We start from the raw sequence: 13034 nt of genomic DNA, 5'->3' as shown, positions 1-13034 counted from the left end.
TCAAACCAGGTAACGCTTTACCCGACGGATAAACGCTTATCCATGGTTTTCCCCTCAGTTCATCGCGGCAGGGAAGTGTCAGGCTGTGATGAACAGTATCTGGCGTTATCGCCGTGGGGCTATGATTTTTGTCAACTAATGACCGCCTGGTGATAGCTGGACGCACTCACAGAAGCCTTGTTGATTTAGCTCAATGTCTTGACGTCGTTCAAGTGTAGAAAAAACTGATCGGGCCAGGCTTGCGTCCGTTGTAACCCACAACCCACGCATCAGACAGAGGGCATCACCATGAGCGACTTGAGTTTGCGTCAACATATTCTGGAAGAGCTTGAATTCCAGCCGGATATCGATGCTGCCAACATCGGTGTGACCGTGGACAACGGCGTCGTCACGCTCTCCGGGCACGTCAAGAGCTACTTGCAGAAAATCAACGCAGAACGCGCGGTAAAAAGCATCAAAGGCGTACGCGCGCTGGCCGAAGAAATTCAGGTCAGACCGGAGAAAAACGCTGGCACGGCGGATGACACCATCGCAGCCCGGGCCTTGAACATCATCGCGTGGAGCTCCGACATTCCCGAGGAAGACATCGAAATCACGGTGCAGAACGGGTGGGTCACCCTGGAAGGCGAAGTGGACTGGCAATACCAGAAAGAAACCGTGGAACTGGCCGTGCACAAATTGTCAGGAGTGGTCGGCATAGACAATCGGCTGACCCTTCGTGCGCGGGTGAACGTGGTCGATGTCCAGCAGCGTATCGAAGATGCCCTCAAGCGCAATGCCGAAGTCGATGCCAAGGGGATCCACGTCAAAGTCGAAGGCGACGTCGTGAAGCTTGAAGGCAGGGTTCATTTGTGGCGCGAACGCAAGATCGCGGAACGTGCAGCCTGGTCGGTGCCCGGTGTGAAGCAGGTTGAAAATCATTTGCTGCTCGCCTGAGTCAACGACTTGGGGAAATCGTGGATCGCACCGACCGCGTTTCACTGGAGGTGCATGATGTTCGCAGTCACGTTGATCAATACGCTGGCGGTGGTCGTCGCAGTGTTGATCCACTACGAATGCCTGTTACGCCTCAATGACTGGTTGCCGAGGCTTAAACTCTGGAGCCGTTTCAGGATTGTCGTCGGAGTGTTCGGTGCTCTGCTGGCCCATGCAATAGAGGTCTGGTGCTTCGCGCTGGTCTATTACCTGATGGTGCGCTCCGGCGAATGGGGCAGCCTGATCGGCAACTTCGATGGTTCACTGATGGACTGCGTGTACTTTTCATTCACCACTTACACGACAATCGGTTTCGGCGATATTTCACCCGTGGGCAACCTCAAGTACCTGACGGGGCTGGAGGCCCTGACCGGTCTGGTACTCATCACCTGGACGGCATCCTTTCTGTTTATCGAAATGCAGAAGTACTGGAAGCGCAAATAAACTGCCTGAAACCGACATTTCATTAGCGTCTGTCGAGATAACGGAACAGTTCCTCCTCCTGTTCAAAGTGCAGTTGCACCAGGGTATCCAGACGAATCAACTGATGCTGAATCTCATCGGCGCAAGCCGTTGCAGGGTCGGTACTGAAGTCAGCGCTCATTCGCGCCAGCAAATGGATAAGGCGGAAAATCTCTCGGTGGGCATGACTCAATGCCGACAAGGGGTCCTCACCCTGCATGCTTCGCGTCAGCAGCGGGTACAGGTTTTTTTCATCTTCGCGTTCATGACAGACCAGTGAGACTTGCAGCTTTTTCACCAGCTCGCCCAAGTCGGCCTGCGCCTGCTCAAGTGGACGCAGGGCAAAGTCATTTGCCATCTGATGCAGGTCATTGCGCACTGTGGAGAGCTGATTGTGTTCATCCTGCAGGCGATCGATATGCTCCCCGGCAAGCTTATGGCGCAGACCTCGCGACGGCATCAATGCACGCAAGGCATTGATAATGATCACCACATCGATGCCCTCCTGCGCAATGGCGCCGATAAGCGGTGGCAGGTAACCGAAGGCAGCCACAACCATGGCCAGTAAGGACATTCCCATGCCGACCAGCACGCCTTGGCGGGCGATGTGTCGGGTACGGCGGGCAATGTCCAGCGCCTCGACCAGACGATCCAGACGATCCACCAGCAGCACAACCCCCGCGGCTTGCGCAGAGGCCGTGGCACCGCTGGCCCCCATCGCCACACCGACATTGGCCGCCGCCAGAGCGGGGGCATCGTTAATGCCATCGCCGACCATCAGAGTGCTGGCGCGCAGGCAACCTTCCTGGACCGCACGCACTTTATCCTCAGGGGTCAACCCGGCACGCAGCTCGTCAATACCGGCAGACAGCGCAATCATTTCGGCGGTTTCCAGGCGATCGCCCGTGAGCATGACGATCCTTTCGATACCTCTGTTGCGCAGTCGGCGCAGGGTTAGCGGGGTTTCCCGACGCAGGGTGTCCGAGAAAATCAGCAGACCGGCGAGCGCCCCATCCACTTCAATGAAACTGCCACTGCACGCCAGGTAATCCATGTGGCGCAGCATGGTTGTGGCCCAGCCAGGCACAGGCGTTTCTTTATGAACAAACGACAAGGTGCCGAAGCGCACTCGCAGGCCATCGATCAGCCCACATAGACCCGCGCCCGGACTTTCCTCAACGTCCTGCGGCACGCTGAGTGACAATCCACGCTGATAGGCCGCTGCGACAATGGCCTGGGAGATCGGGTGCGTGGAGGCCTGCGCCAGCGAAGCGGCCAGCCCAAGCAGGCGCTGCGGATCGTCCGTTCCGTTGGTTTCAATCGACTGCAGACGGGCGTGGCCGCTGGTCAGCGTGCCGGTCTTGTCGAGAAACACCTGCTTGACCCCGGCCAGCGCTTCCAGGGTCACGCCGTCCTTGATCAGGATCCCGCGCCGCGCCGCCCTGGAAATACCTGACATGATCGCGATCGGCACCGCCAGAATCAAAGGGCAAGGTGTGGCCACCACCAAAACCGCCAGCGCTCGTAAAGAATCTCCACTCAAGTACCAGGCGATCCCGGCAATCAGTAACGTCAGCGGAATGAAGAATAACGCGTAACGGTCAGCCAAACGCACAAAGGGCGCACGCGAGCGTCGTGCGGTTTCGGCCAGGCGCACCACCCCGGCATAGGTGCTCTGCGCTGCCGTTCGTGTGGCTGTCAGGAGAATCGGCGCACCGACATTGGTAACGCCGCTGGACAGTGGTTCCCCTTCCCGGCGGGTGACCGGCAATGACTCACCGCTGAGCGCCGATTCGTCCAGAACGGCGGTAGAACTGAGCAGACGACCATCGACCGGTATTACCTCCCCCAAGCGTACAAGCAGTGTCTGCTGCGGTTGGATCTGCTCAACCGGTATCTGCCGTAAATCGCCACTTTCTTGCAGCCAGGCAAAGCGTGGCGCCCGGTCGACCAGCGCACGCAGCTCGCGTTCGGCGCGTTGTTTGGTAAAAAACTCCAGGATGCGTCCAGACGCCAGCATCAAGGCGATCACCGCCGCCACCAGCGTCTGTTCAAAAAACAACGCCGCGGCAATCGATAGCAATGCAATCAGATCTACACCGGCCTCGCGCCGGGCCAGGCGCCTGGCAATCTCAACGAGCAATACCAGGGCCATCACCAGACTACCTGCGGCCCAGAAAATCGATGCCCAGTCAGACTTCTGAGCAAAATGCGCAATGGCACCGGCCAGCAGGGTCAGGGTGGTGAGCAGCAATAGCGCCGGGTCCAGCCACTTACCGAGCATTGATCTGACTTCCTCCAAAAAAGTGCTTCCGATGCAACGCTGCAAGCATGCGACACGAATGGATAGAGCTTAGGACTCGAATGCCCGGCGTGTTCGCTCTGCGTCATCCATTGAGGCTGTGTTTATCGTTAGCGCAACGGCTGCGGCCAGCCCCACTGCTGTCTGCCCTCCTTCTGATCTAAATCAAACAGGCTTTGGCCGTTCACGTAGAAATTAGAGTCAGCGTTCACACCGCCGTATCTTCTATTCACTCAGTGGAGAAATGAAATGACCGACTCTGCGAAAAAAGTATCCGTGAAAACCGAAGAAAAAACCGGCCTGCGCCCATCGACACCCGATCTGTGGCGCCCCCCTGGAAAAGCTTCGCCAACAGGTCGATCACCTGTTTGAAGACTTCAGTCGCGGTTCAGGATTGTCGCCATTCGGACTGGCGCATTCGGCGTGGACACGGCACATCTTCAGCCGGCTCCCCACCTGGATGCGGCGCAATACCGATGTGAAAGCGTTCGCTCACTGGCTGCATCAGTACAATCATCAACACTCGCCTGAACGTCGCGTCGAGTTTCGGCTGCGGCCGATGACTGGGATGGCGAGATGCTCTACAAGGACGTCCAGCCGTCTCGTCCAGACAGTTGGGAGCGTCAGTTCCTCAAGGCCGGCGTCCCGGCTTCATTGACCGACTGGCGAGATCCGCAGCGAAAAGATCTGCGTCAAGCACTGTCCAGACCTCTGCTGGAGCGGGCCATCGGTGTGATTTATCGCCCCGAAACCGAACGCAGCAGTCACTACTTCGAGGCAATGCTCGCCGAACAATTCGACGCCATGGTCTGGATTGAACAGACGACGCCGGTGACGGCCTTGCCCTTGCCAAAAAGCCAGACGCTGGAACCGGAAGACGAAACCTTTCCATTTGGCATATGACCAGCATCAGACGGTGGTGGTCGACGTTGGACGACTACCTTGCAAATACCGCTCGAACCAGTCGCCAGCCAGTCTGGCGACTGCTTCAAGCGCGCCTGTTTCTTCAAAAAGATGCGTAGCGCCCGGCACGACTTCCAGACATTTTTCACAGTGCAGGGCATGACTGCTTTGCACATTAAGGTTGATCACCACCGGATCCTGCTCACCGACAATCTGCAGGGTCGGTGCCTTCACGCAGGCTAGCGCCGCCCCCGCAAGGTCGGTCCGCCCTCCTCGGCTCACCACGGCATGCACCACGTCCGCACGCTCGGCTGCTGCCATTAGCGCCGCAGCGGCACCGGTGCTGGCGCCGAACAATCCGATCCGAAGCTGTTGCAATTCGGCATCCCGGCCAATCCAGTCGATTACCTTCACCAGTCGCCCGGAAAGCAGCTCGATGTCGAAACGCAATTTCCGTGTCTGATTGTCCAGGTGTTGCTCGGGCTCCGTGAGCAGATCGAACAGTAATGTGCCCAACCCCCGCCGGGCCAGCGACTCGGCAACTTGTTGATTACGCGGACTTGAACGACTGCTGCCGCTGCCATGGACGAACACCACCAGACCGATAGCGTTCTTTGGCAGCCTCAGATCGGCAGACAGCGCCACGTCCCCCAGGTCCAGCTTTCGATAGAAAGGCTCAAACATTGGAATTCTCCTGACCGGAACACTGCCGGATTCTCTACACCAGGCCTGCCTCAGGCAGATCGAGAGTCACTTGGTCGAAGTCGACGGATAGAGACCGGCAAGGCGCGCGATCAGGACGCCAACGTAAAAGACACCTGCAAACTCTTCGATCATCACCAATGAGCGGGCGTGGTTGGTCAATGGGATGAGATCACCGTAACCGGTGGTCGTAAGCGTCGAGAGGCTGAAATAAATCAGTTTGAAGAAAGTGCCGGGCTGTGTGAAGTCGAGGTGGCCAGGACCGAATGAGCCAGCGCTGGATCTCTCGATCAGGGTGTAGATGAAGGACCAGATGAAGGCCATCATGATGTAGCCCGCAAGCGCACCATGCAGCTTGTCGGCTGTAATGGGGCCGCGCTTGAGAACATAGCGAAGCACTCCGCTGATCGAAACTGCAAGGGATGCGGCATACGTTATCGCGGCAAGGTCCAGAATCACGATACTCCCAGTCCACAACCCCGCCCATTGAAGGCCAACCCCAAGCACCGCCAAGCCCAGCTTGAGAATGAACCCCCGCCGAGTCTGCCTGGTAGCGAAAGCGCCCACGAGCAGCACGATTGAAAACAGAACACCGAGCAACGTGCGAGCGAATATGCCTTCCTCAAGGAAGGGAAACAGCAGGATCAAGCCAAGCAAGAGCAGCAACAGATAGGTGCAGGGCCCGTGGCCTATGATCATCTGAGCTAAATCCTCGTCGGATTTGGCTTCATCTTGCGGATTTTTCATAGCAGTCTTCCCAGAGACCGAACTAATGCTCGCGACCTGAAATTGCGCGGTTGAAACTTGACCAGACTTTAGAAGAATGGATAGCTGTAAATTCTAGTCGCGAATGCGTGTGAAAGAATTCTGTCATCGTGAGCGTCTGCCAACGGCTAGATGTTCCACGGCAGTTCTAATCCAGGATCGGGCAAACCGTCGCGATTGTTGGCACCTGAACAACCGGATTCAACTCACCTTGCGTGCTTGAACGGGCAATCGCCTATGCGGCAGCAGTTCGGTCGATCACCGCGCCAATCCCCGCGCAAGGCTGTCCAGTGGACCAACGACTTCCAGGAAGTCTCGCGCAGGCTACAACGTAGCCCTTACGCTATGATTCACCCATCGGCTCTCGACGGGAGACTGCCATGTCGATCCTACCTGCGAGTCAGCGATTGCGCTTGTACGACAGCGATGAACTCGATTCGGTGCTGCAGGCGATGGCGCGCCAGGCCGCAATACTGTTGCCGCCCGCTCAAGCGGCACTGATTGGCATCCAGCGCCGCGGTGAGCCTCTGGCACAGCGTTTACAGCAACATCTGTCACGTCAGACCGGCCAGCCAGAACTGCCTCTCTACCCCCTGAAGGTCAAGCGCTATGCCGATGACCTCAAGGTGCTGCATGCACACACGGCACTGACCGAGAACCCGCTTCTCAACACGCTGGACCTTGCCAATACCACCCTGCTGGTTGTCGATGATGTGCTGTTTGAAGGCCATTCGCTCCTGCGCACTTGCGCGTACCTGGTGCAACTCGGTGCTCGTCGGGTCTACACGGCAGTACTGGTCGACCGGCATGTCTGCCAGCAGCCGATCCATGCCAATATTGTCGGCGTGCACCTGCAAGTGGCCGCCCATGACATCGTCGAATGCAACGTGCCTCCCTACGAAACGGAGTTTTGCATTGAAGTGCTGCGTCATGGCGCCGCCCGCTGACGGCGCGTCGCACCCACACGGCGCACCTCGGCGCACGGCCATTTCGATGCAGTGGCTAGAACTACAGAGTGATCGTTCCAGACTCGGATGATTTGATCTTCAGCTATAGAGCCCGGATGCGCATCAGTGCAGCAAGATGCCCGCCCACGCCCCTGCCAGGCCCAAGATGTCGTTCATGCGATTCCCGTCCGGGTAAGCCTTGCCATCCTGGTCCGACGCGTCATTTCACGAGGTCGGTGCGAGCCTTTTGATCTGTGGCAGACGTGATGCGATGGTCAGGCGTCGGTCGCGCAAATGTCGCCGGGCCAGTAGTCATCGGCCATTCGTGCGGCGCCTCGATACGCGCCTTGAGTTGGCCAACGAATACCTTCGCGGCTTCCAGGCTGTTGAAGTTCACTTTCAGGGCATCCATCTGCACGACCCAGCCATGGGTTGTCCGCTCCTCCTTGATATCAATGATCATAGACAACCTCCGTTAAACCTCGAGAGTCTCCCTGACACGCCATTGCGGTGTAATTGCAACACCCTCCAAGACTGCGCCGGTATGACGGAAGAGACGTTGATAATGGTCAATATTTGCTGGCATCCGGCATTAACTGGATGGCTCCACCCGCGAGGGAAAAGCTGAAGCAGTCTATCTTTATTAGACGGGTCGGCCGCAGCCCCACAAAAACAGGATTGCTGTAACTCAATGATTTTTCGGCGCCCGGACGAAGAACAACTCTGACCGGGCGGTCGCGGCCCGTTGTAAACGACCCTGCGTTCCCTCTCTGAGCCAAGGCCATGAAAAAGAACGACCAGTGGAACCTGTCCTACTTCGCGATTGCTTTTATCGTGCTCAGCCTCATGCAGATCTTCTTTGGCGAGCGCCAGGCCGTGCAGCCCCTGCCGTACAGCCAATTTCTGCAACTGTTGAACGAGCAAAAAGTCAGTGATTTGCGGGTCGAGAAGGACCAGATCAGCGGCAAGTTGCAAGAGCCCATCGACGGACGCGAGCGGTTCTCCACGGTGCGGGTCGACCCGGCGCTGGCGAGCGAACTGTCCCAGTCGGGCGTCGGTTTTACCGGGACCACCGAAAACACCTTTATGAACAGTCTGTTGGGCTGGTTGTTGCCGTTTATCCTGCTCATGGTGTTCTGGAATTTTTTGTTTCGGGGAATGGCGGACAAACAAGGCCTGGGCGGGCTGATGAATGTCGGAAAATCCCGGGCCAAGGTGTTTGTCGAACGCGATACCGGAGTGACCTTCGCCGATGTCGCGGGCATCGACGAAGCCAAGGCCGAGCTGGTGGAAATCGTCTCGTTTCTCAAGGACAAGGCCAAATACGCACGCTTGGGGGCGCACATTCCCAAGGGCACCTTGCTGGTCGGCCCGCCCGGCACCGGCAAGACCCTGGTGGCCAAAGCCATCGCCGGTGAAGCCGGGGTGCCGTTTTTCTCGATCTCGGGGTCCGAGTTCGTCGAGATGTTTGTCGGCGTCGGTGCGGCCCGGGTCCGCGACCTGTTCGAACAGGCACGACAGGCGGCGCCCTGCATCATCTTCATCGATGAACTCGACGCGCTGGGCAAGATGCGCGGCGTCGGTACGCTGGGCGGCAATGACGAAAAAGAACAGACCCTCAACCAGTTACTGGCCGAGCTGGACGGCTTCGATCCCCGTGAGGGCGTCGTATTGCTGGCTGCGACCAACCGGCCGGAGGTTCTCGATCCGGCGTTGTTGCGGGCCGGCCGCTTCGACCGACAGATTGTGATCGACCGCCCCGATCGCAGAGGGCGGGAGGCGATCCTTAAAGTTCATCTACAGAAAATCACCGTGGAGCCAGGGCTCGATGGTGCGCGTATTGCCGAGATCACCACTGGCTTCACCGGCGCCGACCTGGCCAACCTGGTTAACGAAGCGGCCATCGTTGCCACCCGTCGCGGCGCCGACGCAGTCAACCTGGACGATTTTACCGCGGCAGTAGAACGCCTCATCGCAGGGCTCGAACGCAAGAGCAACCTGCTCGATCCTGACGAGCGCCGGGTGGTGGCCTATCACGAAATGGGGCATGCCCTGGCCGCCAGCACGCTGCCGGCGATGGACCCGGTGCATAAAGTGTCGATCGTGCCCCGCGCCATCGGCTCGCTCGGCTATACCCTGCAGCGACCGACCGAGGATCATTTCCTGATCAGTTGCCAGACACTCAAGGACCGGATTGTCGTGCTGATGGCCGGGCGCGCGGCCGAGGACCTTGTCTATGGCCAGATCTCCACCGGGGCTGCCGATGATCTGGGCCGTGCGACCGATATCGCCCGGCAACTGATTACCCGGTTCGGCATGAGCGCTGAACTTGGGCAGTCGGTGCTGGAGCGGCAAACCCCAACGTACCTGGGGGATCGCATGGCCACGCTGGGTGATAAGGACTATTCGGAACAGACCGCCCGGGAAATCGATCTGGGTATTCGCGCCCTCCTCGATGAAGCCTACCAACGGGCCAAGGCATTGCTTGCGAGTCGGCGGGCCGACCTGGACGAGGGCGCCCGCTTGTTGCTGGAGAAGGAAACCCTCACGCCCGAGGAATTTCCGCCACTGATGCCGCTTCACCCTGCCCCGCCATTACCGAAACCCTGATATCCATCAATTCCGATTGCCCGGCGCAGGTGTCCATTGCCACTGCATCACCTCGGGCATGTCTTGCCCGTGTTCGATGAGGTAAAGCTTGTGTTTTTCCATCGTCGCCCAGTACCGCGCCCGGGCGGTCTGGAGCTGATCGTGCAGCCGGGACACGCGCTCGATGACATCCAGCGCCAGTTGATAGCGATCCAGATTATTGAGCACCGCCATGTCGAAGGGTGTGGTGGTCGCCCCCTCGTCCTTGAAGCCGCGAACGTGGAAGTTTTCGTGATTGGTGCGCTTGTACAGCAGTCGGTGGATCAGCGCGGGATAACCGTGGAAGGCAAAGATCACGGGGCGGTCGACGGTGAACAGTTCATCGAACGCGTTGTCCGGCAAACCATGGGGATGGTGGTACGACGGTTGCAGGACCATCAAATCGACGACATTGATCACCCTCACCCGCAAATCCGGCACGTATTCGCGCAGCAAGGTGACCGCGGCCAGGGTTTCCAGGGTCGGAACGTCGCCGGCACAGGCCATGACCACGTCCGGATCGTTATCATCCCGGCAGGCCCAGTCCCACCGTCCGATACCGACCTGGCAATGACGGATCGCCGCATCGATATTCAGCCATTGCCACTCCGGTTGCTTGCCGGCCACGATCACGTTGACGTAATTGCGGCTTCTGAGGCAATGATCGGTCACTGACAACAGGCAATTGGCATCGGGTGGCAGATAAATCCGGACCACGTCCGCGGTCTTGTTCGCCACCAGATCAATGAACCCCGGGTCCTGGTGGGAGAAGCCGTTATGGTCCTGGCGCCAGACATGGGACGTGAGCAAATAGTTGAGCGAGGCAATGGGTCTGCGCCATGGCACTTCGGCGGCGGTTTTCAGCCATTTGGCATGCTGGTTGAACATCGAGTCGACGATGTGGATGAACGCCTCATAACAGGAAAACAGGCCATGTCGCCCCGTCAGCAAATAGCCTTCGAGCCAGCCTTCGCACACCTGTTCGCTCAGAATTTCCATCACCCGGCCATCGGCCGCCAAGTTGACGTCGTCGATGCCCAGCGGCTCCATCCATGCCTTGGCGCTGACTTCATAGACCGCATCCAGCCGGTTCGAGGCGGTTTCGTCCGGGCCGAACAGGCGAAAGTTGCTCGACGTCAGATTGCCTTTCATCACGTCTCGCAAAAACGTTCCCAGTACTCGTGTGGCTTCTGCCCGCAGGCCACCGGGAACCTCGACACTCACCGCATAGTTGGTAAACCGCGGCAGCTCCAGCGGTCGCAACAGCAGCCCACCGTTGGCGTGGGGATTGGCACTCATACGCCGATGGCCAGTCGGCGCCAGGGCGGCAATTTCGGGCCGCAAGGTGCCATTGGCGTCAAACAATTCGTCAGGGCGGTAGCTGTTGAGCCATTCCTCCAGTTGCCGCAAGTGCATGGGTTGCTGGAAATCGGCCAGGGGGACTTGATGCGCACGCCAGGTGCCTTCGACCCGATGGCCATCGACGAACTTCGGTCCCGTCCAGCCTTTGGGCGTGCGTAATACCAGCATCGGCCACAAGGGCCGTTCCGGTGCCCGGGTTTGCGGCCGTTGACGCGCGACCCGCTGAATTTCACGAATCTGCAGCACTATCATGTCCAGCGTCTTGGCCAGGGCTTGATGAACCTCTGTCAGGTCATCGCCTTCGACGAAATACGGATCGTAGCCATAGCCAAACATCAATGCGGACAACTCCTCCTCACTGATGCTGGAGAGCACTGTCGGGTTGGCGATTTTGTACCCGTTCAGATGCAAAATCGGCAGCACAGCCCCGTCTCGCGCCGGGTTGAGGAACTTGTTGGAATGCCAACTGGCCGCCAATGTCCCGGTTTCGGCCTCGCCGTCGCCAATGACACACGCCACCATCAGGTCCGGATTATCGAACGCGGCACCGTAGGCATGGGCCAGGCTATAACCCAGCTCGCCCCCTTCATGGATCGACCCCGGAATCTGCGCCGAAACATGGCTGGAAATGCCGTAGGGCCAGGAAAACTGCCGGAACAGTCGGGTCAGACCGTTGGTGTTGCACTCCACCGAGGGATTGAATTCGGTGTACGTCCCCTCCAGGTAGGTCTGGGCCACGACCGCCGGGCCGCCATGCCCGGGGCCGGCAATGAAGATCATGTTCAGGTCATAGGCCATGATCAGGCGATTGAGGTGCGTATAGATCAGATTCAACCCCGGCGTGGTGCCCCAGTGCCCCAGTAACCGTGGCTTTACATGCGCCAGCGTCAGCGGCTCCTTCATCAGCGGGTTGCCTTTGAGGTAGATCTGCCCGACTGCCAGATAATTGGACGCCCGCCAGTAGGCATCCAGCCCTTCCAATTGCTCGACACTCAGAAAATCGTTCATGAAGTTCTCCGCGAGGGGCTCGGCCTACCCAATAGACCGGCGTCAATTCTGGGAGCCTGTACAGCGCACGACTTGATTTACATCAAGTTTTGCACACGCCGCCCCGGCGCAACGGGGAGCCTTTTTTCCACTCGTCGATTGCCCCCGTAAACGCCCGATTGAAACGGTGATCCGAACTATCCTTCACCTCAATTCAGGGAGACTCTCTGCAATGCCCGAAACCCGGCCATACCAACCTCACTATCTGAAGGCCGCCTGCTCCAATTGCAGCGTCCTTGAGTTGTGCCTGCCGATTGGCTTGACCGGCAAGGAGGTCGAGCGGCTGGATACCCTGATCGTTCAGCGGGTAAAGGTTAAAAAAGGTGCCGCCCTGTACCGGGCCGGTGATCCGTTGCGCTCGCTGTATGCCGTACGGATCGGCTCATTCAAGACCAGCATGCTGTCTGTGGATGGCCGTGAGCAGGTGACCGGTTTTCAGATACCCGGCGAGATGCTCGGTCTGGACGCCATCAGCGACGATCGGCACGCCTGCAGTGCCGTTGCCCTTGAGGACAGCGAAGTCTGCCCGCTGCACTACGCACAACTGGAGAAACTCGCCCAGGAACTGCCCTCACTGCAACACAACATGAACAAACTCCTGAGCCGGGAGATCGTGCGTGATCACAGCATGCTCATGATGATGGGCAACATGAACTCCGATGAACGCCTGGCAGCCTTCCTGCTGAACCTGTCGCAACGGCTGAGCATTCGAGGTTACTCGTCCCGAGACTTTGTGCTGAAGATGCGTCGTGAAGAGATCGGCTCGTATCTGGGCCTGCGCCTGGAAACCATCTGCCGGGGCATCGCTCATCTGCGGGATCAGGGGTTGGTCGAGATTTCCGGGCGTAACGTCAAAGTCCTGAATCTGGAGGGGCTCAAGCAACTGGTCGCCGGCTGTCACCGGCAGTCACCCCTCTGACGCCCTACGGTTCACAGGCTTT

The 13034-nt window shown here is 58.6% G+C and carries 10 protein-coding genes and 1 pseudogene; 6 read left to right on the top strand and 5 right to left on the bottom strand.

Annotated features, from left to right (window positions below; translation table 11 throughout):
• Positions 1–288: 288 nt before the first annotated feature.
• Together CKW20_RS13255 and CKW20_RS13250 are read left to right on the top strand one after the other, a co-directional pair.
• Positions 289–936 carry a BON domain-containing protein gene (locus CKW20_RS13255; RefSeq protein ID WP_095053290.1) on the top strand — a complete coding sequence of 216 codons (648 nt, stop codon included), beginning with the start codon at positions 289–291 and terminating at the stop codon, positions 934–936.
• 57 nt (positions 937–993) lie between these two features.
• Positions 994–1419, top strand: a complete 426-nt coding sequence (locus CKW20_RS13250) for a potassium channel family protein (protein ID WP_095053289.1) — start codon at positions 994–996, stop codon at positions 1417–1419.
• Positions 1420–1441: 22 nt separating this feature from the next.
• Here CKW20_RS13250 and CKW20_RS13245 read toward each other — a convergent pair whose 3' ends face one another.
• Positions 1442–3721, bottom strand: coding sequence for a heavy metal translocating P-type ATPase (locus tag CKW20_RS13245; RefSeq protein ID WP_095053288.1), 2280 nt, complete (start codon positions 3719–3721; stop codon positions 1442–1444).
• Positions 3722–4285: 564 nt separating this feature from the next.
• Here CKW20_RS13245 and CKW20_RS13235 point away from each other — a divergent pair.
• Positions 4286–4642, top strand: a pseudogene (locus CKW20_RS13235) (erythromycin esterase family protein); the annotation flags it as partial.
• A gap of 6 nt (positions 4643–4648) precedes the next feature.
• Here the strand turns inward: CKW20_RS13235 and CKW20_RS13230 are convergent.
• Positions 4649–5326, bottom strand: coding sequence for a dienelactone hydrolase family protein (locus CKW20_RS13230; protein ID WP_095053287.1), 678 nt, complete (start codon positions 5324–5326; stop codon positions 4649–4651).
• A 66-nt stretch (positions 5327–5392) separates the two neighbouring features.
• Positions 5393–6091: a potassium channel family protein gene (locus CKW20_RS13225; protein ID WP_095053286.1), complete on the bottom strand. Its 699-nt coding sequence runs from the start codon at positions 6089–6091 to the stop codon at positions 5393–5395.
• Positions 6092–6489: 398 nt separating this feature from the next.
• Between CKW20_RS13225 and CKW20_RS13220 the strand changes: the two genes are divergently transcribed.
• Entirely contained in the window at positions 6490–7056 is a 567-nt protein-coding gene (locus CKW20_RS13220; protein WP_095053285.1) for a phosphoribosyltransferase family protein, read from the top strand.
• A 220-nt stretch (positions 7057–7276) separates the two neighbouring features.
• Here CKW20_RS13220 and CKW20_RS13215 read toward each other — a convergent pair whose 3' ends face one another.
• A complete protein-coding gene (locus tag CKW20_RS13215) occupies positions 7277–7519 on the bottom strand; it encodes a hypothetical protein (RefSeq protein WP_095053284.1) in 243 nt (80 codons plus the stop codon).
• Positions 7520–7839: 320 nt separating this feature from the next.
• Between CKW20_RS13215 and ftsH the strand changes: the two genes are divergently transcribed.
• On the top strand, positions 7840–9666 hold the full coding sequence (ftsH, locus tag CKW20_RS13210) for an ATP-dependent zinc metalloprotease FtsH (RefSeq protein ID WP_095053283.1): 1827 nt from the start codon (positions 7840–7842) through the stop codon (positions 9664–9666).
• A 6-nt stretch (positions 9667–9672) separates the two neighbouring features.
• Here the strand turns inward: ftsH and CKW20_RS13205 are convergent, their stop codons facing one another.
• Positions 9673–12054 (bottom strand): phosphoketolase, encoded by a 2382-nt coding sequence (locus CKW20_RS13205; RefSeq protein ID WP_095053282.1) that lies wholly within the window; start codon positions 12052–12054, stop codon positions 9673–9675.
• Positions 12055–12265: 211 nt separating this feature from the next.
• Between CKW20_RS13205 and fnr the strand changes: the two genes are divergently transcribed.
• Positions 12266–13012 (top strand): fumarate/nitrate reduction transcriptional regulator Fnr, encoded by a 747-nt coding sequence (gene fnr / locus CKW20_RS13200; RefSeq protein ID WP_095053281.1) that lies wholly within the window; start codon positions 12266–12268, stop codon positions 13010–13012.
• Positions 13013–13034: the final 22 nt, after the last annotated feature.

Source organism: Pseudomonas sp. Irchel s3b2, assembly GCF_900187445.1.
In the GTDB taxonomy this organism is placed as follows: domain Bacteria; phylum Pseudomonadota; class Gammaproteobacteria; order Pseudomonadales; family Pseudomonadaceae; genus Aquipseudomonas.
This window is presented reverse-complemented; position numbering and strand designations above follow the sequence as displayed.

Coding starts and splice junctions, on each gene's coding strand:
- CKW20_RS13205 (WP_095053282.1), bottom strand. CDS start 12,054: ATGAACGATTTTCTGAGTGTCGAGCAATTGGAAGGGCTGGATGCCTAC.
- ftsH (WP_095053283.1), top strand. CDS start 7,840: ATGAAAAAGAACGACCAGTGGAACCTGTCCTACTTCGCGATTGCTTTT.
- CKW20_RS13230 (WP_095053287.1), bottom strand. CDS start 5,326: ATGTTTGAGCCTTTCTATCGAAAGCTGGACCTGGGGGACGTGGCGCTG.
- CKW20_RS13245 (WP_095053288.1), bottom strand. CDS start 3,721: ATGCTCGGTAAGTGGCTGGACCCGGCGCTATTGCTGCTCACCACCCTG.
- CKW20_RS13215 (WP_095053284.1), bottom strand. CDS start 7,519: ATGATCATTGATATCAAGGAGGAGCGGACAACCCATGGCTGGGTCGTG.
- fnr (WP_095053281.1), top strand. CDS start 12,266: ATGCCCGAAACCCGGCCATACCAACCTCACTATCTGAAGGCCGCCTGC.
- CKW20_RS13250 (WP_095053289.1), top strand. CDS start 994: ATGTTCGCAGTCACGTTGATCAATACGCTGGCGGTGGTCGTCGCAGTG.
- CKW20_RS13255 (WP_095053290.1), top strand. CDS start 289: ATGAGCGACTTGAGTTTGCGTCAACATATTCTGGAAGAGCTTGAATTC.
- CKW20_RS13225 (WP_095053286.1), bottom strand. CDS start 6,091: ATGAAAAATCCGCAAGATGAAGCCAAATCCGACGAGGATTTAGCTCAG.
- CKW20_RS13220 (WP_095053285.1), top strand. CDS start 6,490: ATGTCGATCCTACCTGCGAGTCAGCGATTGCGCTTGTACGACAGCGAT.